Annotated in this window: 18 protein-coding genes; 13 read left to right on the top strand and 5 right to left on the bottom strand. The window is 71.6% G+C overall.

Going from position 1 to position 21314, the window contains the following annotated elements:
- Positions 1 to 6: 6 nt before the first annotated feature.
- Positions 7 to 1371 carry a type VII secretion integral membrane protein EccD gene (gene eccD, locus AB0F52_RS18900; protein WP_285988122.1) on the bottom strand — a complete coding sequence of 455 codons (1365 nt, stop codon included), beginning with the start codon at positions 1369 to 1371 and terminating at the stop codon, positions 7 to 9.
- A 740-nt stretch (positions 1372 to 2111) separates the two neighbouring features.
- Between eccD and eccCa the strand changes: the two genes are divergently transcribed.
- From eccCa to AB0F52_RS18925, 5 genes are all read left to right on the top strand, one after another.
- On the top strand, positions 2112 to 6125 hold the full coding sequence (gene eccCa / locus AB0F52_RS18905; protein WP_360172141.1) for a type VII secretion protein EccCa: 4014 nt from the start codon (positions 2112 to 2114) through the stop codon (positions 6123 to 6125).
- A 106-nt stretch (positions 6126 to 6231) separates the two neighbouring features.
- Complete coding sequence (locus AB0F52_RS18910; protein WP_360172144.1) at positions 6232 to 8223, top strand: Hsp70 family protein; 1992 nt, start codon at positions 6232 to 6234, stop codon at positions 8221 to 8223.
- Between the two features lie 14 nt (positions 8224 to 8237).
- Positions 8238 to 8585, top strand: coding sequence for a hypothetical protein (locus AB0F52_RS18915; RefSeq protein ID WP_360172148.1), 348 nt, complete (start codon positions 8238 to 8240; stop codon positions 8583 to 8585).
- Between the two features lie 255 nt (positions 8586 to 8840).
- A complete protein-coding gene (locus AB0F52_RS18920) occupies positions 8841 to 9167 on the top strand; it encodes a WXG100 family type VII secretion target (RefSeq protein WP_360172151.1) in 327 nt (108 codons plus the stop codon).
- A gap of 56 nt (positions 9168 to 9223) precedes the next feature.
- Positions 9224 to 9517 (top strand): WXG100 family type VII secretion target, encoded by a 294-nt coding sequence (locus AB0F52_RS18925; protein WP_360172154.1) that lies wholly within the window; start codon positions 9224 to 9226, stop codon positions 9515 to 9517.
- A 110-nt stretch (positions 9518 to 9627) separates the two neighbouring features.
- On the opposite strand, the gene AB0F52_RS18930 is transcribed toward AB0F52_RS18925, so the two are convergent.
- Positions 9628 to 10344 carry a DUF4333 domain-containing protein gene (locus AB0F52_RS18930; RefSeq protein ID WP_360172157.1) on the bottom strand — a complete coding sequence of 239 codons (717 nt, stop codon included), beginning with the start codon at positions 10342 to 10344 and terminating at the stop codon, positions 9628 to 9630.
- Between the two features lie 29 nt (positions 10345 to 10373).
- Complete coding sequence (locus AB0F52_RS18935) at positions 10374 to 11267, bottom strand: hypothetical protein (protein ID WP_360172160.1); 894 nt, start codon at positions 11265 to 11267, stop codon at positions 10374 to 10376.
- A 260-nt stretch (positions 11268 to 11527) separates the two neighbouring features.
- Between AB0F52_RS18935 and rplM the strand changes: the two genes are divergently transcribed.
- The 3 genes from rplM (at position 11528) to glmM (ending at position 14127) form a co-directional block, all read left to right on the top strand.
- Positions 11528 to 11980, top strand: coding sequence for a 50S ribosomal protein L13 (gene rplM, locus AB0F52_RS18940; protein WP_004560141.1), 453 nt, complete (start codon positions 11528 to 11530; stop codon positions 11978 to 11980).
- Between the two features lie 14 nt (positions 11981 to 11994).
- Positions 11995 to 12600 carry a 30S ribosomal protein S9 gene (gene rpsI / locus AB0F52_RS18945; RefSeq protein ID WP_360172164.1) on the top strand — a complete coding sequence of 202 codons (606 nt, stop codon included), beginning with the start codon at positions 11995 to 11997 and terminating at the stop codon, positions 12598 to 12600.
- Positions 12601 to 12792: 192 nt separating this feature from the next.
- Positions 12793 to 14127, top strand: a complete 1335-nt coding sequence (gene glmM / locus AB0F52_RS18950; RefSeq protein WP_360172167.1) for a phosphoglucosamine mutase — start codon at positions 12793 to 12795, stop codon at positions 14125 to 14127.
- Here the strand turns inward: glmM and AB0F52_RS18955 are convergent.
- Positions 14113 to 14997, bottom strand: coding sequence for a cytochrome P450 (locus tag AB0F52_RS18955; protein WP_360172170.1), 885 nt, complete (start codon positions 14995 to 14997; stop codon positions 14113 to 14115). The genes glmM and AB0F52_RS18955 overlap by 15 nt on opposite strands.
- A gap of 30 nt (positions 14998 to 15027) precedes the next feature.
- Between AB0F52_RS18955 and AB0F52_RS18960 the strand changes: the two genes are divergently transcribed.
- From AB0F52_RS18960 to AB0F52_RS18980, 5 genes are all read left to right on the top strand, one after another.
- Positions 15028 to 16566 carry a fatty acyl-AMP ligase gene (locus AB0F52_RS18960; RefSeq protein WP_360172173.1) on the top strand — a complete coding sequence of 513 codons (1539 nt, stop codon included), beginning with the start codon at positions 15028 to 15030 and terminating at the stop codon, positions 16564 to 16566.
- Positions 16559 to 16819: an acyl carrier protein gene (locus AB0F52_RS18965; protein WP_360172176.1), complete on the top strand. Its 261-nt coding sequence runs from the start codon at positions 16559 to 16561 to the stop codon at positions 16817 to 16819. The genes AB0F52_RS18960 and AB0F52_RS18965 overlap by 8 nt, the downstream gene beginning before the upstream one ends.
- Before the next feature lie 154 nt (positions 16820 to 16973).
- Positions 16974 to 17288 carry a hypothetical protein gene (locus AB0F52_RS18970; protein ID WP_233226169.1) on the top strand — a complete coding sequence of 105 codons (315 nt, stop codon included), beginning with the start codon at positions 16974 to 16976 and terminating at the stop codon, positions 17286 to 17288.
- Positions 17288 to 19846 carry a hypothetical protein gene (locus AB0F52_RS18975; RefSeq protein ID WP_360172180.1) on the top strand — a complete coding sequence of 853 codons (2559 nt, stop codon included), beginning with the start codon at positions 17288 to 17290 and terminating at the stop codon, positions 19844 to 19846. Before AB0F52_RS18970 ends, AB0F52_RS18975 begins: the two co-directional genes overlap by 1 nt.
- Before the next feature lie 19 nt (positions 19847 to 19865).
- A complete protein-coding gene (locus tag AB0F52_RS18980) occupies positions 19866 to 20333 on the top strand; it encodes a hypothetical protein (RefSeq protein WP_360172183.1) in 468 nt (155 codons plus the stop codon).
- Between the two features lie 34 nt (positions 20334 to 20367).
- Here AB0F52_RS18980 and AB0F52_RS18985 read toward each other — a convergent pair whose 3' ends face one another.
- Positions 20368 to 21192: an alpha/beta hydrolase gene (locus AB0F52_RS18985; protein ID WP_360172186.1), complete on the bottom strand. Its 825-nt coding sequence runs from the start codon at positions 21190 to 21192 to the stop codon at positions 20368 to 20370.
- Positions 21193 to 21314 lie beyond the last annotated feature (122 nt).

Raw genomic sequence — 21314 nt, forward strand, 5'->3', positions numbered from 1 at the left:
ATCCGGTCACTTGAAGTTCAGGTGCCGCAGGGTGGTGTAGAGGTCCATCACACCGAGGGCGAGGGGCAGCACGGAGGCGATGCAGATCGCTTCGATGATCTCCACCGTGCGCCGCAGCGGCGGCGAGAACCGCTGGTTCGGGAAGATCACGCCGACGACGAGCGCGCCCGCGGCGAGCAGGATCAGCACGCCGAAGACGTAGAGCAGGCGGTTCTGGGCGTTCGCCGAGACCAGCCAGCCGATGGCGATCCCGGTGGCGGAGACCAGGCCGGTGGTGAGCAGGGCGATCGCCTGGCTGCCGTTGGCGTACGCGCGGGCACGCAGCAGCAGGACGAGTGTCGCGACGACGCCCAGGATGATCCCGAACGTCCCGGGCGCGCTCGCGGCGATGATCGCCGAGACGGCCACCGTGGCACCGCAGCCGACCATCAGGCCGGTCATGTAGTTGTGCGCGATCGCCGTGCGGCGCTCGATCGCCCGGTAGTCGGGGAAGCCGGAGTCTTCCTTCAGCTCTTCGGCGTTGCTCGGCACGTGCGGCAGCGGCAGCTTCGCGAGCCAGATCGTGGCGCGCGGCAGGATCGAGATGCAGGCGAGGGCGACCGCGACGGTGCCGGCCGCGATCCCGGCCGCCGGGTGCGCGACGAGCGTGCCGAACAGGAAGGCCAGCGCGCCGAAGGTGCCCGCGGTGGCCGCGGCGATGAAGGTCGTGATGCCGGCGCCGATGACCATGATGCAGACCGAGGCGACGATGATCACCAGGACCGCGCCGAGCAGCAGGTTCGCCCGCAGGGACAGCCCGGGCACGATGTAGAAGCCGCTGACGAAGGCGAGCGGGAGCCCGCCCGCCGCGGCGATCAGCACGCCGGTCGGTTCCGCCTGGTAGCCCTTGGCGAGCGTCGCGCCGATCGCGACGCAGGCGATCGCGCCGATACCGCCGGCGATGGCCGCGCCCAGCGCGCTCCCGCCGTAGAAGGAGCCGCTCATGAACAGCGCGACGGCGGCGGCGAACAGTGCCAGCCCACCGGCAACGTGCCCGAACCGGTTGGCGGTCTCCTTCGTCCACGGCCGGAAGCTGTCCGGGGACGACTCGGCGATGGCGTCGACGACGTCGTCGTACAGCGGCGGCGGCGGGTTTTCGTTGCGCTTGCGCAGCTGGAGGAGTTCGCCGTCGACCACTCCGAGCGAGGCGAGGGTGCGGCTCGGATCGAGCGGCGCGTCCCCGAGCTTCGCCAGCGCCCAGCCACCGTGGCGGGCCCCACCGTCGGGCGCGGTCTCCTTGGCCATGTCCAGCAGCATCGGCAGCAGATCGGCCACCGCGACGTCGGCGGGCAGCGCCACGTCGATCCGGGTGGACGGCGCGACGACCGTCACCCTGCTGAAAACTGTCGTGCCCGTAGCCACTGCACTGCCCCCGCTCGGTCGATACTGCTCCCGGGGAACTTATACCGAACCCCGGCGCGGGCAGCACCGAACGTCCGAAATTCACCGGCAGCCGCAGCTCATGGCGTGGGCCGCCCGTCGTTTCCGCGGCTGGTGGCCGGTGCCGCCGGTGGTTCCGCGCCGGCTTGTCCGGGTGTGGTGGGGTCGGGGCGGTGGCCGGCGCCGATGGGAAAGTGCCGCCGCGACGGCCTCACCCTGCCGGTGACCTCGGCTTACGGCCGGAACGCCCGTCGTTTTCGCGGGCCGTGCCGGCGGAGCTGCGGAGGATTGGTGACGGTGGTGCCGTGGTGGAAGAGAGGAGCAGTCGTAGGGGGCTCAGCCTCACCGAACGGCGGCCGCGGCTCATGGCGTGGGCCGCCCGTCGTTTCCGCGGCTGGTGGCCGGTGCCGCCGGTGGTTCCGCGCCGGCTTGTCCGGGTGTGGTGGGGGTCGGGACGGTGGCCGAGCAGTCGTGGGGCGCTCAGCTTCACCGGCCGCCGACCGCAGCTCACAAGGCAGAGTGCGCGATTACTGTCGGTGCCGCGCCGTACACTCGTCAGGCGAGGTCAGGACCGGTTCACGAGGGCGTTACGGCATCCGCCGGAATTCCACCGCGGCGTTCGATAGGTTGTTCCGCGCACCTTGCGCACTAAACGGTGGCCGCCATCGTCGAGTTTGAAGAGGGGTCCTTCGATGAGCACGCTGCAGTTCAAGAAGTCGCCGCGGCTGGCGGCACCGCGGCCGCCGGGTGGTGAGGTGCACCTCGAGCCGCCGCCCGAGGTTCCGCGCGTCATCCCCGGGAACATCGTGATGAAGGCGCTTCCGGTCGTCATGATCGTCGCGTCGCTCGGGATGATGGTCTTCATGTTCCAGGCCAGCAACCGGAACCCGATGATGATGGCCATGGGCGGCATGATGGTCGTCGGCACGCTCGGGATGATGGCCGGCGGTGGCGGCAAGGGCGGCGGCGCCAAGCGCGCCGAGATGGACGAGGACCGCAAGGACTACCTCCGCTACCTGGGCCAGATGCGCGACCGCGCCCGTGAGGCCATGGTCGACCAGCGCGCCGCCCTGGAGTGGGTGCACCCCGACCCGCAGTCCCTCTGGTCGCTGGCCGCCAGCCGCCGGATGTGGGAACGCCGCCAGAACGACCAGGACTTCCTGCACCTGCGCGTCGGGCGCAGCTCGCACCGGCTCGCCACGCGGCTCGTCCCGCCCCAGACCGGGCCCGTCGACGAGCTGGAGCCGATCGCCACCCTGGCGCTGCGCCGGTTCGTGCGCGCGCACTCGATCGTCCCCGACCTGCCGACCCAGATCACCCTCCGCGGGTTCGCCGCGGTCAGCATGCAGGGCGACCGCGCGCTGACCCGCGGCCTCACCCGCGCGATGCTCGCGCAGCTCGTTTCCTTCCACAGCCCCGACGACGTGCTGATCGCGGTCGCCACCGCGGGCCGGGCGAAGGAGGAGTGGGAGTGGGCGAAGTGGCTGCCGCACGCCCAGCACCCCACGCTGTCGGACGGCATCGGCCAGCTCCGGATGATGGCCGGCTCGCTGGCCCAGATCGAAGACTGGCTCGACGAAGAACTGCGTGACCGCCAGCGCTTCTCCCGCAACGCCACGCCGGCGCCGGACCAGCCGCACGTCGTCATCATCATCGACGACGCCGAGGTCACCCGCGAAGAACAGATCGTCCTGGAGGAGGGCCTGGTCGGCGTCACGCTGATCGACCTGTCCGACTCTCTCGGCAACCTCGCCGCCCGCCGCGGCCTCCGGCTGGTCGTCGAAGCCGACAGGCTGGGTGCGCGCAGCGCCGGCGGTGTCGAGTGGTTCGGCCGCCCGGACACCCTCAGCCTGGTCGAGACCGAGTCGCTGGCCCGGCTCATCTCGCCGTACCGCGTCGGCGGCGCCGCCGGCCAGGACGTCGGCGACGAAGAGCCGCTGCTGTCCAACCCGTCGCTGCTGGAGCTGCTCGGCATCCCCGGCGACCCGATGACCTTCGACGTGCAGCAGGCGTGGCGGCCGCGGCCGATCCGCGACCGCTACCGCGTGCCCTTCGGCGTCGGCGAGTACGGCCAGCCGGTCGAGCTGGACATCAAGGAAGCCGCCGCCGAAGGCATGGGCCCGCACGGCCTGTGCATCGGCGCCACCGGTTCCGGCAAGTCGGAGTTCCTCCGCACCCTGGTGCTGGGCCTGCTGTCCACGCACTCGTCGAGCACGCTGAACTTCGTCCTCGTCGACTTCAAGGGTGGCGCGACGTTCATGGGCCTGGACAAGGCCCCGCACGTCTCCGCGGTCATCACCAACCTCGCGGACGAGGTCACGCTGGTCGATCGCATGAAGGACGCGCTGGCCGGCGAGATGAACCGGCGCCAGGAAGCGCTGAAGAACGGCGGCAACTTCAAGAACGTCTGGGAATACGAGAAAGCCCGGGAAAACGGCGCGGACCTCGACCCGCTGCCCGCGCTGTTCATCGTCTGTGACGAGTTCTCCGAGCTGCTGTCGGCGAAGCCGGACTTCATCGACCTGTTCGTCGCCATCGGCCGGCTGGGCCGGTCGCTGCAGATGCACATGCTGCTCGCCTCGCAGCGCCTCGAGGAAGGCAAGCTGCGCGGCCTGGACTCGCACCTGTCGTACCGGATCGGCCTCAAGACGTTCTCGGCGGCGGAGTCCCGCGCCGCGATCGGCGTGCCGGACGCGTTCGAGCTGCCGTCGGTCCCCGGTGGTGGCTACCTGAAGTACGACACCTCGACGCTGGTGCGGTTCAAGGCGGCCTACGTCTCGGGTCCGTACCGGCCCGCCGGCCTGAAGGCGGCGGGCCCGGCGGCGACCGTGGTCCGCGCGGACAAGCGGCCGCAGCTGTTCGTCCCGGACTTCGTCGAGCTCCCGAAGGAGCCGGAACCGCAGTTCGTCGAGGCGGCGCCGAAGGAAGAGCAACGGCAGCCCGAAGAGGCGGTCGAACCCAGCGAGCTCGACGTCATCGTCTCGCGCCTGGTGGGCCAGGGCCCGCCGGCGCACGAGGTGTGGCTGCCGCCGCTGAAGGACCCGAACTCGCTCGACACCCTGCTGCCGAACCTGAACCCGACCGACGACCGCGGCCTGTCCCCGGTCGGCTTCTTCGGCAACGGGCGGCTGCAGGTGCCGCTGGGCATCATCGACCGGCCGTACGAGCAGCGCCGCGACCCGCTGTGGGCCGACTTCTCCGGCGCGGCCGGCCACGGCGTGATCGTGGGCGGCCCGCAGACCGGCAAGTCGACCATGCTGCGGACGCTGATCATGTCGATGGCACTGACGCACACGCCGGAGGAGGCGCAGTTCTACTGCCTCGACCTCGGTGGTGGCACCCTGGCCGGGCTGGCCGGCCTCCCGCACGTCGGCGGGGTCGCGGTGGCGCGGCGCGAGCCGGACAAGGCCCGCCGGATCGTGGCCGAGCTGACCACCCTGCTCACCGAGCGGGAAGGCCGGTTCGGGGCGATGGGCATCGACTCGATGACCGAGTTCCGCAACCGCAAGCGCCGCGGCGAGATCCGGCCGGACCAGGACCCGTTCGGCGACGCGTTCCTGGTCGTCGACAACTGGCGGGCCCTGCGCGACGACTTCGAAGAGCTCGAAACCTCGATCACCCGGCTCGCCACGCAGGGTCTGTCCTACGGCGTGCACGTGATCATCTCCGCCAACCGGTGGGCCGACATCCGCCCGGCGATCAAGGACATGCTGGGCACCCGGTTCGAGCTGCGCCTCGGTGACCCGACCGAGTCCGACATCGACCGGCGCATCGCGGTGAACATCCCGGCCGGGCGGCCGGGCCGGGGCCTGACCCGCGAGAAGCTGCACATGCTGGGCGGCCTCCCGCGGATCGACGGCTCCAGCGACCCGGAGACGGTCGCGGCCGGCGTGGCCGACGCGGTGGCGAAGATCAAGGGCGCCTGGCGCGGCCGGGTCGCGCCGCAGGTCCGCCTGCTGCCGGAGCTGATCACCTACGAAGACGTGCTCAAGCTCGACCCCGCCCGGGACTCCAAGCTCGTCCCGATCGGCGTCAACGAAGAGGACCTGCAGCCGGTCTACCTCGACTTCAACGCCGAACCGCACTTCTACGCCTTCGCGGACGGCGAGTCGGGCAAGACGAACCTGCTGCGGCAGATCGCCCGGGGCATCTCGGAGCGCTACACCGCCAAGGAAGCGCTGATCCTGCTGGTCGACTACCGGCGCACGATGCTCGGCTTCATCCAGGGCGATTCGCTGCTCGGCTACGCGGTTTCGGCCGCGCAGCTGGAGAGCATGGTCGGCGACGTCTTCAACTCGATGACGCGCCGCCTGCCGGGCCCGGACGTCACGCAGGAGCAGCTGAAGACGCGGTCCTGGTGGAAGGGCCCGGAGCTGTTCATCCTCGTCGACGACTACGACCTGGTCGCCACGTCGTCGAACAACCCGCTGCGGAAGATCTCCGACTTCCTGCCCCAGGCCAAGGACGTCGGTCTGCACCTGGTGGTCGTGCGGCGCACCGGTGGCGCGAGCAAGGCGATGTACGACCCGATCATCGGCAAGCTCAAGGAGATCGCGGCCCCGGGCATGGTGATGAACGGCTCGCGGGACGAAGGCGCGCTGGTCGGCAACATCAAGCCCGGCCCGATGCCACCGGGCCGGGGCAACATGCTCACCCGCAAGTACGGCAAGCAGCTCATCCAGGTGTCGTGGATCCAGCCCGACTGACGACGGCGGCGGGACGTGCTCCCGGCGGGGTGGGTAGGTTCCTCCCCGAGGGAGCGCCCCGCCGGCGGGGCGTGGGGGATCGCGAACATTACTGCGGGAGCTGCTGGTGACGGTCCGGGTTGCGGTGGACTTCGGGACATCGAGCACCTGCGTCGTCGCCTCGGTGAACGGGCGCGAGCCGCAGGTCGTGGTGATCGACGGCCAGCCGCTGATGTCCTCGGCGGTCTACGCGGCGGCGGACGGCACGCTGTTCGTCGGCCAGGAGGCCGAGCGGCAGGCGGCGGTCGACCCGTCGCGGTACGAGCCGAACCCGAAGCGGCGGATCGACGAGGGCGAGCTGCTGCTCGGCGAGAACGTCCTGCGGGTCACCGACGTCGTGCACGCGGTGCTGGGGCGCGCGGTGTCCGAAGCGCGCCGCCTGGCCGGGGACGCCGAGGTCGACCTGCTCGTGCTGACCCACCCCGCGGACTGGGGCGCGATCCGCACCCGGCTGCTGCGGCAGGCCGCGGGCGGGCTGGCGCGCGAAGTGGCGCTGGTGCCGGAGCCGGTCGCCGCGGCGGTCTACCACGCGGCGACGTTCGCGCCGCAGGACATGAAGGACGATCGCACCGTCGAGTTCAGCGGCCGCCCCGGCGAAGCGCTCGCGGTGCTGGACCTCGGCGGCGGCACGGTCGACGTCAGCGTGGTGCGCCGGCTGCCGCCGGACACCGCGCGGGACCGCGCCGGCCGTCCCCAGCGCGGCGGTTTCCAGGTGCTCGCCACCCGCGGCGATCCCGCCTTCGGCGGCGCGGACATCGACCAGGCGTTGCTGGAACACCTGGGTTCCCTGGTTTCCGCGGCCGATCCGGACGCGTGGCGCGAGCTCGTCGAAGGCCGTGAGCTGGCCGACCGGCGCCGGCGCCGCGTACTGCGCCAAGACGTGCGGGGCGCGAAGGAGACGTTGTCCCGGCACGCCTACACCGATGTGCCGATGCCGCCGCCGTTCGCCGACGCGCACGTCACGCGCGAGGACCTCGAGCGGCTGATCGCGGCGCCGCTGGGCCGGGCCGTCGAGCTGACGGTCGCCGCGATCGGCGACGCCGGGTTGCGGCCGAAGCAGCTCACGGCGATTTTCCTGGTCGGCGGGTCGAGCCGGATCCCGATGATCTCGCGGCTGGTGCACGAACGCACCGGTGTCGTGCCGACCAGCCTCGACCAGCCCGAGACGGTCGTCGCGCGCGGCGCGCTGCGGGCGGTGCTGGTGGACCCGGACCGCACCGGCGCGCTGCCCGGCGAAGCGATGGCCCGGCTGGGCGCGGCACCGGGCGGCGCCCTCAACCCGGCGGCGCAGCGCACGGAGGTCGTCCGCCCCGGCGACGTCGCCCCGCGCCCGGCACCGCCCCGCTCCGGTCCGGGTGGGTTCCCGAACCGCCCGGCGCCCCCGCCGTCGCCGCCGGCCGGCCAGCCGGTGGCCCGGCCGTGGACGCCGCCCGCCGGGCAGCCCGCCCGGCCGAACCCGCCGGGCCCGCCCGCCGGGGCCCGTCCCGCACCGGAACCGGCCGGGAAGAGCCGCCGCAAGCTGTGGGGCCTGATCGCGGCCGCGGTGGTCGTCGTGGCGGCGCTCGTCGTCGCCGGGGTTCTCGTGTTCGCGAACTCGGGGACCCAGGCCGAGAGCGGCCGGACGCTTTCGCAGTACGACTTCAAGTTCGTCGCACCGGAGGACTGGGTCCAGACCGATGACCGGGTCGCCGACAAGCAGGTCGTGATCCACCCGCAGGAGTCCCGTGACGGCAACGACCTGCTGGTCGCGCAGGAGTACGTCATGGACTACGACGCGACCGCCGACCCGCAGAAGCTCGTCGACGCGCTGAAGCAAAGCGCGGAGCGGGAGTCCGCGCGCTACAGCGCGTTCGACCCGAGCCTGTCGTACGCCGGCAAGACGGTGATCGGGTACCACGAGAGCAAGCCGGACCGGCCCGATCTCCAGGTCGACTGGTACGTCGTGGCGAAGGGCCGGATCCGCGTCCACGTCGGCTGCCAGTACGCCACGGCCCCGCTGCGGGACCGGGTCGCGGCCGCCTGCGTGCAAGCCGTGCGCACGGTGGAAATCCTCAACTGAGAGGAGGGCACGCGGTGCCGTCCGAAGAATTCGAAAGCGCCGCGGCGTCCTTCACGCGGATCGGGCAGGACGCGGTGACGCATTCCCGGCGCGTCACCGGGAACGCGCTCGCGCGCGGCCGGCGGCGGCGCAGCGAGAACGCCGAACTGCTGAAGCAGAGCGGGCGCGGCACGAAGTCCGGCGACCCGACGCCCGCCACGCTGCGCGCGGCCGCCGAGCGATTCCGCCGCGCCCGCGGGCTGGCGGTTCCCGCGGCGCCCGATCCGGTTCCTTCGCGTTCGCAACCTCCGGCGCGGACCCCTCGATCGGGTGACGACGACGAAGACTTTTCCCAGATGCGAATCATGCAGCGCGATCAGTGAAACCGCGCCACCGGTTGCTGTGCGCGTGCTAATCCTGCTGGTGAGGAAGGCATTTCCGGGCGATGCGCCACGAGTTCGGGGCGTTCTCCGGATACCCGCGGCGACCGGTTCCCGGTGCGGGCGTTCACGCAAGCAACTACTTCCGGGCAAACCACGACAAGGGGGAACCGGACATGGCAGTGTCTGCGTCGTAGGGCCGTACGAACGAACAAGCTTGGTACGGACAACCACCACTCTTATGAAGGGGGTACCGGTATGAGCGCCGGACAGGGATTCCAAGGAACAGTTGCCCAGTTCACCGATGCCGAGGGCAAGGTCACCGAGGTTCGGGCCCAGATGGACCAGAACCTCTCGACGCTGCGCGACCGCATCGAGGCCACCCGCGCCGGCTGGCAGGGTGAGGCGCAGAAGGCGTTCGACCACGTGATGCTGCGCTTCGACGAGGACGCTCGCGGCATGAACCAGGCGCTGCAGCGGATCGGTGAGCTGCTCCGCGAGGCCGGCTCCAAGTACGAGCGTTCCGAGCAGCAGCAGCAGGAGATCCTCGGCGCCGTGAACCGCGGCTTCGACGCCCTCGGCTGAACACCTTCCGAATCCTTTCCCAACACCCATTTTCTTCAGCTCAAAAGGAGTAAGTCATGCCTGATGGCGCCGGCATTGTCGTCAATTACGCCACCATCCGCCAGGCCGCGGACGACTGCACGTCGACGGGGGGCGAGCTGCAGGCAGCCTTCGACCGCCTCAAGGACGACCTGCGGCCGCTGACCACCACCTGGACCGGTTCCGCGAAGGAGCAGTACGACGCTGCCCAGCGCACCTGGGACCAGAAGTTCGAGGACCTGAAGCAGGTGCTGGCGCAGATCGCCACCGCCCTGCCGCAGATCGCCGACGGTTACCAGTCGACCGACAGCGCCGTCGAAGGCCTGTTCTGAGCCGGTAGCCCCGGAAACCACGGCGGGCCCGCACTCCGGTGCGGGGCCCGCCGTTTTCCGTTTCCGGCAACGGAACCGGCCGACAGCACCGGCCGCGGACGGGGACGGGCTCAGTGCGGGGCGCCGACCTCGTACTCGGGCCGGTCGTTGAGCACCCGCACGGTCACCTTCTTCTGCTGCCCGCCGATGGTCACCGTGCAGTCGAACATCGTCCCGTTCCGCGCGGCTTCGTTCGCCGGGCACTGCGCGTTCTTCACGTCGGGCTCGCCGTAGTTCTCGTTCAGGACCTTGACCACACCGTCCTGAAGGGACTGTTGCTCCAGGACGTCCCCGCGGAACGCGCCCAGCAGCCACGCGGCACCACCGCCGGCGGCGAGCACCAGGACCGCGGCGAGGGCGATCAGCAACGGCTTCTTCGACTTCGGCTTCTTCGCCGGCTCAGCCGGGAACGCGCCGAGACCGCCGTACTGCGACGGCTGGAACCCACCGCCGTACTGCGGCTGCCCGTGGCCCGGCGTCGTCGGCGGCTGCTGCTGCGGCGTCGGCTGGGACGGCGGCTGCCACGGCCCGCCGCCCTGCTGCCCCGGCGGCCACGGCCCCGAGAACGAGCCCGACGGCTGCCCCGGCTGCCACTGGCCGGTGTAGGAACCCGACACCGCACCGGGGTCGGCGTTCTGTTGCCACTGCCCGGCGTGCGGGCCGGTCGCCTGCTGCTCCGGCGACCACCCAGCGGGGGCGCCGGGCGGGGTCGGCGGCGGCTGCCACCACTGCGGCTGCCGCGGGTCGGGTGGCTGGGACGGTGGCGACGGTGTCGACGGTGTTGTCATCGGAGATCACCTCGGGTCGTGGGCACGCCTCAGCTGCCCTGCGCTTCGCCGAGCCGGCGGTAGAAGTCGTCCATCGCCGCCCGGTCGGGCAGCACCGTGATCTGGCTCGCGTCCGGCAGCTTCGGCATGTCCTGCAGGCTCGCCTTTCCGGTGAACCGGAACTCGTACTTGAGTTCGAGCTGGTGGCCGTCGCCGGCGAACTTGGCCTCCATCGCGAAGGAGGCGAGGCTGCCGTCCGGGTTCAGCGTGATCGTGGCCGGGACCGCGGCCTTCTTCAGCTCCGGCCCGATCTGGCCGGTGATGCTCGGCGGCAGGATCTCGACCTTGTCCTTGACGAAGATCCCGAACGGCACGTTCACCGTCAGCGCGGTCTTGCCGTCGCCGAGGCTCTTCGCCCCGCGGACGGCGCGCTTGTCGGCCTGGTACGCCTCCACGGTCGAGTCCGCCATCCGGCAGGGCGTCAGCACCCCGCCCCAGGCGCACGGCAGGACCAGCCCGCCCTCCGGCTTCGGCATCGACACCCACGCCGTCGGCGAGACGCCCTTCTGCACGTACATCGGGCCGAGGTAGGTGTACTCCACCGTGCCGTCCGCGGGCGTGTACGTGTCGATGATCTCGTCCGGGTTCTTCTGCGACCGGTGCCGCACCGCGCGGTTCTCCGGGTTGCCGGTGCGCGCCGACGTCACGGTGCTGTGGATCCACTTGTCGTCGAACTTGAAGTAGGCGTCCAGCGAGTTGGTGACGTCGCGCGTGTCGGTGATGGCGTCGGAGAGCTTGCCGATCACCTGCTCGAACTTGGCGCCGACGTAGTCCGCCGCGTCGTCGCCCTTCGGCAGCGCGGTGCCCGCCTTCGCCTGGCCGCAGGCGCTGACCAGGGCCAGCAGGGCGCCCAGGACGAAGATCGCCGTCGGTCGTTTGCTCATGCCGTCCCCTGCTCGCCTGGTGCTCCGGATGGCCCCATCCTCGCGTGTCGAGGTGGCGCGTGCAGGCGCTTCGGGCGGAAAATTCCGGTAGGGTCCCGGCTGCGCCCGGGCCGCCCGGAGCCTAGTATGGGCGCTTCCACCACCCCCCATGCGCGGGTGCGGTGACCGTGGGGGTATCTTCATATGTCGTTGTGCGCTGCGGCGCGTAAGCGCTAGGCCCGCACAGAACCCACACGCAATGTTGACGACGAGGTAGACCCTTGCCCACGTACAGCCCCAAGCCCGGCGACGTCACTCGTGCCTGGCACGTGATCGACGCCGAGGATGTCGTGCTCGGACGGCTGGCGACCGAGGTCGCCACGCTGCTGCGCGGCAAGCACAAGCCGACCTACGCCCCGCACGTGGACACCGGTGACTTCGTCATCATCGTCAACGCCGAGAAGGTCGCGCTCACTGGAAACAAGCGCGAGCAGAAGTTCGCGTACCGGCACAGCGGTTACCCGGGCGGTCTGCGGAAGCGCTCGTTCGGCGAGCTGCTGGACACCAAGCCCGAGCACCTTGTCGAGAAGGTCGTCAAGGGCATGCTGCCGAAGAACAAGCTCGGCCGCGCCCAGGCGAAGAAGCTGAAGGTGTACGCCGGCCCGCAGCACCCGCACGCCGCGCAGCAGCCGCAGGCGCGCGAGATCACCAAGATCGCGCAGGTCGCGCAGTGAGTGAGGAACAGTCTGTGACCAGCACCGAGACCGAGACCCCCGAGGTCGTCGAGGCCCCCGAGGCGACCGAGTCCGGCGCCGTCGAGACCAGCGAGACTCCGGTCGAGACCAGCGAAACCCCGGCCGCGACCAGCGAGACGCCGGTCGCGACCAGCGAGACCCCCGCCGCGACCAGCGAGACCCCGGTCGCCACGAGCGAGAGCGCCGCCGCGCCGCGCCCGTCGCGCGCCGCGGGCGGCAACGCGCAGACCGTCGGCCGCCGCAAGGAAGCCGTCGTCCGCGTGCGGGTCGTCCCGGGCACCGGCCAGTTCAAGCTCAACGGCCGCACCCTCGAGGAGTACTTCCCGAACAAGGTGCACCAGCAGCTCATCAAGGACCCGCTGGTCCTGGTCGAGAAGCCGGACTCGTTCGACATCTTCGCCAACCTCCACGGTGGCGGCGTCTCGGGTCAGGCGGGCGCGCTGCGCCTGGCGATCGCCCGTGCGCTCATCGAGGTCGACGCCGACGACCGCCCGGCTCTCAAGAAGGCCGGCTTCCTGACTCGTGACGCGCGCGCCACGGAGCGGAAGAAGTACGGCCTCAAGAAGGCCCGCAAGGCCCCGCAGTACAGCAAGCGCTGATCGCGCCCTCCAGGCGCGAACCACCGGAGCGCCCATCCGTCCATCGGATGGGCGCTCCGGCGTTTTTCCCGGGGGTCTGGTTCGTTTCCGGGCCCCGGTGCGACTTCACCGGGGCGAGGGAACGCGGTCCGCCGGGATCGCTAGGTTGTCGTGGTGGTCGCACCGGTGTGACCGCGCAGAGGAGGTCGATCGATGGCACGCCTGTTCGGAACCGACGGGGTCCGTGGCCTGGCCAACGCCGAGCTGACGCCGGAGCTGGCGCTGGCGCTGGCGGCCAGTGCCGCCCGCGTGCTCGCCGCGCACGACCGCTCGCACCGGCCGGTCGCGGTCGTCGGCCGCGACCCGCGCGCCAGCGGCGAGATGCTGGAAGCCGCGGTCGTGGCGGGCCTCACGTCCGCCGGGGCCGACGTGCGCCGCGTCGGGGTGCTGCCCACGCCGGCCGTCGCCCACCTGGTCGGCGCGCTCGAGGCCGACCTCGGCGTGATGATCTCCGCCTCGCACAACCCGATGCCCGACAACGGCATCAAGCTCTTCGCCGCGGGCGGGCACAAGCTCCCCGACGGCATCGAGGACGAGATCGAAGCCGGCGTGTCCGCCGACGCCGTCCGCCCGACGGGTGCCGGTGTGGGGCGCGTCACGGACGTCGAAGACGCCCTCGACCGCTACGCCGCCCACCTGCTCGGCGCCACGCCGAACCCGCTCGCCGGGCTCAAGGTGGTCGTCGACTGCGCCAATGGCGCTGCCTCCGCCGCCGCGCCCGAGGTCTACCGCCGCGCCGGTGCCGAGGTCGTCGCGCTGCACGCCGACCCGGACGGCATCAACATCAACCAGCACTGCGGCTCCAACCACCCGGAGAAGCTGCGCGAAGCGGTCGTCGCCCACGGCGCCGACCTCGGCATCGCGCACGACGGCGACGCCGACCGCTGCGTGGCCGTCGATTCCGCCGGCGAGCTGGTGGACGGCGACCAGATCATGGCGGTCCTGGCGCTCGCGCTGGCCGAGTCCGGCGAGCTGACCAAGGACACCCTGGTCGCGACCGTGATGAGCAACCTCGGCCTGCACCTGGCCATGAAGGCGCACGGCATCACCGTGGTCACGGCCGCGGTGGGTGACCGGTACGTCCTGGAGGAGCTGCGGGCGGGCGGGTTCGCGCTGGGCGGCGAGCAGTCGGGCCACGTCGTGCTCCCGGCGCACGCCACCACCGGCGACGGCCTGCTGACCGCGTTGCGCCTGATGAGCCGCATGGCCGAGACGGGCAAGTCCTTGGCCGACCTGGCGGCCGTGATGAACCGCCTGCCGCAGGTGCTGGTCAACGTCCCGGTGGCGGACAAGGCCGCGGTCGCCAGCTCGTCCGAGGTCCGCACCGCCGTCGGCGAGGTCGAGGCCGAGCTGGGCGAGGAGGGCCGGGTGCTGCTGCGCCCGTCCGGCACCGAGCAGCTGGTCCGCGTGATGGTCGAGGCACCGGCGCAGTCCACCGCGCAGGCCGCGGCCGACCGCTTGGCCGGCGTGGTCTCAGCCGTCTCCTGACGCGAGGGTGACCACGGCCTTCGCCGGGCCGTGGAACACCGGGTGGGTCTTCCAGCGGACTTCGTCCACCCGGCAGCCGGGGCCGAGGATCTTCGTCAGCGCCGTGAGCGCGATCTCGCCTTCGGCCACCGCGACCCCGGAGCCGGGGCACGCGTGCCGGCCGAGGCCGAACGGCAAGCTGTCGGTCAGGGAGATCGCCAGCGGGCCGTCCGGGCCGAACCGGAGGACGTACCGGGCCGGGCAAATCGCCGTCACCAGCTCCCGCACGCTCCGTGGACCCGAAGTCGCGAGTTCCAGGCCGGCGCCGGCCAGGAAGTTCAGCGAGTTCTCGTACGCCGCGTGCGCCAAGACCACCGGGTTGAACATCAGCTCGTCGTCGTCGAGGCGACCCGCCGCGTGCGCCGCGCGCAGCGCCGTCAGCCCGCCCGGCCCGGCCGGGGTCCGGCTGAGCTGCACCGCCAGCCGGAACGCCGATACCTGCCCTGCCCGGTCGGTGCCGCCGAAAACGTCGAGGTTCGCCGTCGTCGCCTCGAGGTGGTCCAGGAACACGTCGTCGAGGGGCACGCCCAGCACCGCCGACGTCACCGCGCCCGCCACCGGCCGCGCGAAGTCGCGCACCAGGTCGAACGACGTCCCCAGCCCGGCCACGGTCGTTTCGATCCCGGCTCGGAGGGCCTCGGGAAACGGCTCCAGCCCGGCGATGATCTCCCGCAGCACCGCACGCACGCGAGTGTGTGCTTCGCCGTCTCGCAGCAGCACGCTGGGCGAGCCGCCGCCGGGATCCGACGTCAGCTCGGGTGACCGCAGGGCCCGCGCGCACGCGTCGCGGCCGGAGACCACCCCGATGCCGTGCCGTTCGAACTCGTCCATCGCTTCGACACCGTAGGGCAGGATGGGGCGGTGCCGCCCGCAGCTGTCCCGGATGACGTCCTGGCCACGCCGTTCACGGACTACCTGCTCCGCAACGCGGGCGAAGATCGCCCCGCCTTCACCTGCCGCACCTTCCCGGGACCCGCCGACCACACCCTGACCTGGCCGCAGGTGCTCACGCGCGTCCGTGGCGTCGCCCGCGAGCTGCGGCGCGTCACTCGCCCGGGTGACCGGGTGGCGATCGTCGCCCGGCAGGACCTCGGCTACGTCACCGCCTTCCTCGGGACGCTCTACGCGGGGCGCGTCGCGGTGCCGCTGTCCGTCCCGACCGGCCGCACCGGCCGCGCCCGGATCGAGGCGGCCTTCGCGGACGCCACCCCGGCGGCCTGCCTGACCTCGAGGGACTTCCTGGACAAGGTCCCGCCGGGCACCGCGCTCGCCGTCGAGGACATCGACGACGTCGAGCCCGACGACGCCGAGCCGCCCGCCGCCGTGGCGATGACCGACCCCGCGTACCTGCAGTACACGTCCGGCTCGACGCGCCGCCCGGCCGGCGCGGTGATCTCGCACCGCGCGCTGGTGGCCGCCTGCTGGCAGACCACGCGGTGCTACGGCGCCGGCGCGTCGACCCCCTTGGCCGGTTGGGTGCCGTTCTTCCACGACATGGGCCTGGTCCTGCTCATCGCCACGCCGGTCTTCCTCGGCTCGCGGTCGGTCTTCTGCACGCCGATGGAGTTCGTGCGCGACCCGCTGCGCTGGATCCGGCTGCTGGCCGAGCTCCCGGGAGTCGTCAGCGCCGCGCCCAACTTCGCCTTCGACCTGGCCGCGGAAGCGGCGGGGGACCTCGAAGCCCTCGATCTCTCGCAGGTGAACTCGGTGCTCAACGGCAGCGAGCCGGTCCGCGCGGCCACCGTCGAGGCCTTCGCGCGGGCCTTCGCCCCCTTCGGGCTGCCGCCGGCCGCGCACAAGCCGTGTTACGGGCTGGCGGAGGCGACGGTGTTCGTCACGAGCGCGGGCGCCGAGGGGCCCACCGTGCGGACGTTCGACGGCGAGCCGCGTGTGTCGGTGGGGCGGCCGTACGGCCAGCGGATCCGCATTGTCGACAAAGAGATCCAGGTGTCCGGGCCCAACGTCGCCGACGGCTACTGGGGGCGGGACGACGTCATCGCCCCCGGCGGCTGGCTGCGCACCGGCGACCTCGGTTTCGTCCACGACGGCGAGCTCTACGTCACCGGGCGGCTCAAGGAGCTGATCATCGTCGACGGCCGCAACCACCACCCGCAGGACATCGAAGCCACCGTCGAGGCCGCGCACCCCGGCATCCGGCGCGTCGCCGCGTTCGCCGTGCGGGACGGCCACGGCGAAGGCGTCGCGGTCGTGGCCGGGTGCGCCGCGCCGGACGCCTCGGTCGAGACGGCCGTGCGGCGGGCCGTCTCGGCGGCCCACGACCTGCCGCTGCGCGCCCTGTGGCTGGTGCGGCCGGGCGAGGTGCCGCGGACCACCAGCGGCAAGGTGTCCCGCACCGCCGCCCGTGAGCGCTGGTGGGGCGAGAATGAGCGGCATGGCTGACCCGGGCACCTACGTCGACGAGATCCGGCGGATCATCAGCTTCGCGCTGGAGATCCCGCCCGAGCGGCTTGCCGACACGACGCCGTTCGACGACCTCGGCATGACGTCCCGGCAGCGGATCCAGCTGCTGGCGCGGGTCGAGGTGAACTACGGCGTCTCGGTCGACCTCGACGAGCTCGACCGGCTGGTGGACATCCGCGGCGTCGCCGAGGTGATCTCCGAGGCGGTCGCGGCGCAGCACACCGGCGGGTAGGTCCCCGCCGGGTGCAGTTGGCGGAAGCCCAGGTCCGCCGCCCGGCCGGACGCTAGACTCTGTGTGCATCTGCGACGGCACCGAACGGTGTCCGGGCGCGTCACAGTCCCGGAACGTCAGTAGGGACCTGTGGGGATCGAAGGGGGCAGCGACCATGCCGAACGGGTATGAAGCGAGTTCGGAGGCGATGACGCGGGCGCAGATCCGCCTGGCGGACGTCGCCGACGACCCGGCGGCCGAGGCCAAGAAGGTCGCGCCGACGGAAATCGTCGCCGTGGACTTCGGCCGCGTGCACCAGGAGAGCTTCGGCAAGTACAAGGCCGGGATGGACGAGATCGGCGCGGGCCTGACGGGGTTGTCGAACGCCCTGATGAACCTCGGCGGCGGAATCGGGACCGCGGGCGGCAAGTACACCACGCAGGAAGCGAACGCCGGCGCGACGGCGAACCAGGCCGGGGGTAACCGCTGATGGCCGAATGGGCTGAGATCAAGAAGGTCCTCGACGACCCGAACGTCTCCATGGCCGCCAAGTCCAAGCTGATGGACGAATACGGCGAGGACACGTTCAACTTCAACGCGGAAGAAGAGGAATACGCGAAGAAGTACATCGAGGACTACTCCGGCTGGAACCCGACCAACGACTGGCTGCCGGGTTCGTCCTCCGACGTCGACGAAGCGCTGAAGGAAGCCCAGCAGGAATCCGCGGCCAAGAACCAGGAACACCAGCGGCAGACCGCCGAGCGTGACCAGGCGAAGAAGAACCTCGACGGAATCGCCACGCCGACGCTGGGGGTCGGCGCGAAGAGTTCCGACGAACAGCTCGACCAGGGCAATGTCGCGGTCGACCTGCTGGCGAAGTGGACCGACGAGGTCTGGAACCAGATCAAGGGCGGCGAGAGCGAGAAGAAGAACTCCCAGACGGACCTCAAGGACAAGTTCCACGAGAACCGCGGGATCCAGTACCAGAAGTTCCTGAGCGACGCCGACGACCTCGGCAAGGCGCACAAGGTCGTCGAGGACACCCTCGGCAAGAGCGACACCGAGCTCCAGACCCTCTTCGGCGAGTGGAAGGGCAAGGGCGCCAACGCCGCGGAGATCAAGTACGACGAGACGATCAAGCCGCACGCCAAGGAGCTGTCGCAGCAGATCGACGGGGCGGCGAAGCTGATCCCGCAGACCGTGACGCAGGTCTTCACCGCGGTCAAGAAGAAGGTCGACGAGGTCCTGCAGCTGCACCGCCCGGTGATCGCCGAGGCGGACATCCCGATGGCCAAGGACGTCCTCAAGATCGCCAACGGCGACACCGGGGAATTCGACGACTTCATGAAGGTCGCCGGCTGGATCGACGCCGTCAACGCGAAGAACGGCAACCCGTCGAACCTCGCCGAGCGCCTGCAGAACGACGACTGCGGCTTCAACGACGAGAACAAGGAATACGGCCGCAACGTCTGCCGCTACTGGCGCGACGGCGCGTTTTCGACCGAGTACAAGAGCCTGATCACCGCGTTCGACGGTTCGTGCCGGGCGGCCAAGCAGACCATCGACCAGCAGTTCGGTGCGCTGGCGCGGTTCATGGACGGCTACCGCAACCAGCTGACCGAGGCCAAGAACGAAGGCGGCGGCGACAAGCCCGGGAACACCGGCAACACGGGGAACACCGGCAATAGCGGGAACACGGGGAACACCGGCACCGGCAGCACGGGCAGCACCGGATCCGGGAGCACGGGCAGCACCGGGAGCGGCTCCACGACGCCGTCGGCGGCCGAGCCCCCGAAGGCCGAGGAGCCCGCGAAGCCCGAGGAGGGCAAGAACCCGATCACCGGGAAGCCCCTCGAAGTCGACCCGTCGACCGGTGAGCCGTACCCGATCGACCCGAAGACCGGCGAAGCCATCAAGGACACCGACGACACGGACACGGTGTCGGTCAAGAAGGGCGACAACACGATCTCGATGTCCGAGCCCGACAAGGAGGGCAAGCAGGACATCTCCGTGGACGACGGCCACGGCAACAAGAAGGACTACCACCTCGACTGGGGTGACGACGACAAGGCCGAGGCCGGTAAGGACGGCGCCGGCAAGGACGGCGCCGCCACCGGGGACAAGGCGTCCTTCGGGCCGCAGGGGGTCAAGGAGGGCCAGCCCTCGGCCGACGGCTCCTACAAGCCGGGCCCGGACGGCAAGATCCACATCCAGGACGGCAACCTCAAGATCACCGCGGAGCGGCCGGAGGGCCCGGACGGCCCGACGATCGTGACGGTCGACGACGGCAAGGGCGAGCCGACCACCTACACCCTGGACGAGAAGGACGACCCCAAGGCCGCGGACCTCAAGGGGGACGGCCTGAAGGCGGACGTCAAGCCGGTGACCGACGGCGCGGGCTCGGAGATCCGGCACGACGCCAACGCCGAGCTCCCGTCGGCGAAGGACCCCGCGCCGGCCAACCCCGACCCGGGCTTCACACGCAGCGAAGCGGCCTCGGGGGGCGGCGGGTTCAGCACGCCCGGCGGCTTCGACGGCGACCTCGGCGGCGGGGGCAGCGGGGCCGGCGTGGGGGCGGAGCCGGCGGTGGCGACGGCCGACGCGGGCGTCGGGGCCGGGGCGGGGGCGAGCTCCGCCGACTCGACCACGACGGCCGGCGCGAGCGACTTCGGCTCGGCCGTCACCGGCGGCGGGTCGCCGGACTTCGCCGGCGCGGTCTCGCTCGACCCGGGTGCCCAGACGGGCAGCGACGCCTCGCTGCCGATGTCCGACGGCGGCGGTGGGCTCGGGGCGACCCCGGTCGACCCCGGCATGCACCAGGCGGCCGCGAATTCGTCGAGCTCGAGCGCGATGTCGGGCATGGGCGGCATGGGCATGATGGGCGGCATGGGCGGCGCGCCCGGTGGCGGTGGCGGCGGCGGCGACCAGCAGCGCGGGCCCAGCCAGTACCGCATCGAGGGCGGCGTGTTCGAGACGAGTGGCGCGAAGGGCCGCATCAGCGGCTCGCTCGACGACGAGGGTGACCGTTCGATCCGGTACGACCGGTGACGAGGGCCGAGGAGGACCGATGAGCAGCGCCGAAGACCGGTATCGCGCGGCGATTTCGACGATGGAAGCGGCGGCACGGGAGCAGGACGAGCAGCGGGGGCTGCGCGAACGCCGGCTCGCGGAGGCCCAGCAGCAGGCCCGCGAGGGCATGCAGAAGGAGCTGGCCGCCGCGCAGAAGTACGCCGAGCACATGGACGAGCTCAACAAGCGCAAGCAGAGCGCGGGCGGCTGGGCGACGGAGAAGACGCTGGCCGACAAGTCCCGCGAGTCGCTGATGGAGTTCGGCGTCCACGAGGAAGAGGCGGCCACCGGCTACACGAACTACCCGACCCCGAGCTACGGAACCCCGGCGGCGGCGGCGGTCCCGCCACGGCCGGAACCGGCACCGGAACCACCACCGGCGGCGCCCGAGCCGCCGAAGCGGGGGCGGCACGCGCGTCAACCCGACGACGAGGACGACTTCTCCAGCACGAGCTGGCTGGTCTGAGGAAGGGCCCGGCTCCGGCCGGGCCCTTCTCACGTCAGTGGGCGGGTTCTTCTTCGCGCTCGATGGGGGCGCGCTTGACGTCCGCCTCGAGCAGGGGCCGGTACTTGTCGGTGCCGGTCAGGTGGGTCAGGAAGAAGGCCGTGAAGAGTGCCCGCGTGACCTGCTGCGTCTTGCGGTGCGGCTTGCCGTGCATGAACAGCTGTGACCAGTGCCTGCCCTCGGTGACGCCCAGGTGGGACGCCTTGCCGAGGAACCGCAGCTGGACGTCGTCACCGCCCCAGGCGCCCGCGATGGCCTCGGCGTGCGCGACGGCGGGGGCGACCAGGTCGGCTTCCGCGGCGAGGTGCATACCGGGGACGGTGATCGCCTTCGCCGACTCGCTGGCCGGCGGCAGCGTCTGAGCCGCGGTGATGGTGGCGACGGCCTTGATCCGCGGGTGGTCACTCCGCGCGTCCTGCGCCGCGGCGAGGACGGCGGAGCCGCCGCCGGTGGAGTGGCCGGCGAGACCGAGCTTGCCGGGGTCGACGCTGATGCCGTCCGGGCCGAGCCGGACGGTCGTGACGACGTCGAGGGTGGTCAAGAGGTCGGAGGCGAGCAGCCGGTGCGAGGGCAGCGGCCCGCGCTGGGTGGCCGGCGCGGCGGCGACGATGCCCCAGCTGGCGAGGTGGCGCAGCAGCTCCCGGTACCGATCGGGTGGCTGCAGCCACCCGTGCCCGAAGGCAACGGCCGGCAACCCGAGCCCGGCGCGCGGCGTGAAGACCACGCCGGGCAGCCCGACCAGGGCGAGGTTGCCCCGCAGGACCTCGTGCGGACCCGGGTGCGTCAACTCCGCGAGCAGCTGCTTGGGCTTGCTGGCCATGTCCGGAACCCTACTGTGCGAGCTCCACCGCGGCTCGCCCGCCGCCCCGGCGCGCCGCAACGCTCGGCTCGCGGTCACCCCCAGGGTTCCGGCAAAGTCACAGCGCCCCAGGTGCCTCACCG

Origin of the sequence: Amycolatopsis sp. NPDC024027, assembly GCF_040638975.1 — a bacterium.
Taxonomy (GTDB): Bacteria; Actinomycetota; Actinomycetes; order Mycobacteriales; family Pseudonocardiaceae; genus Amycolatopsis.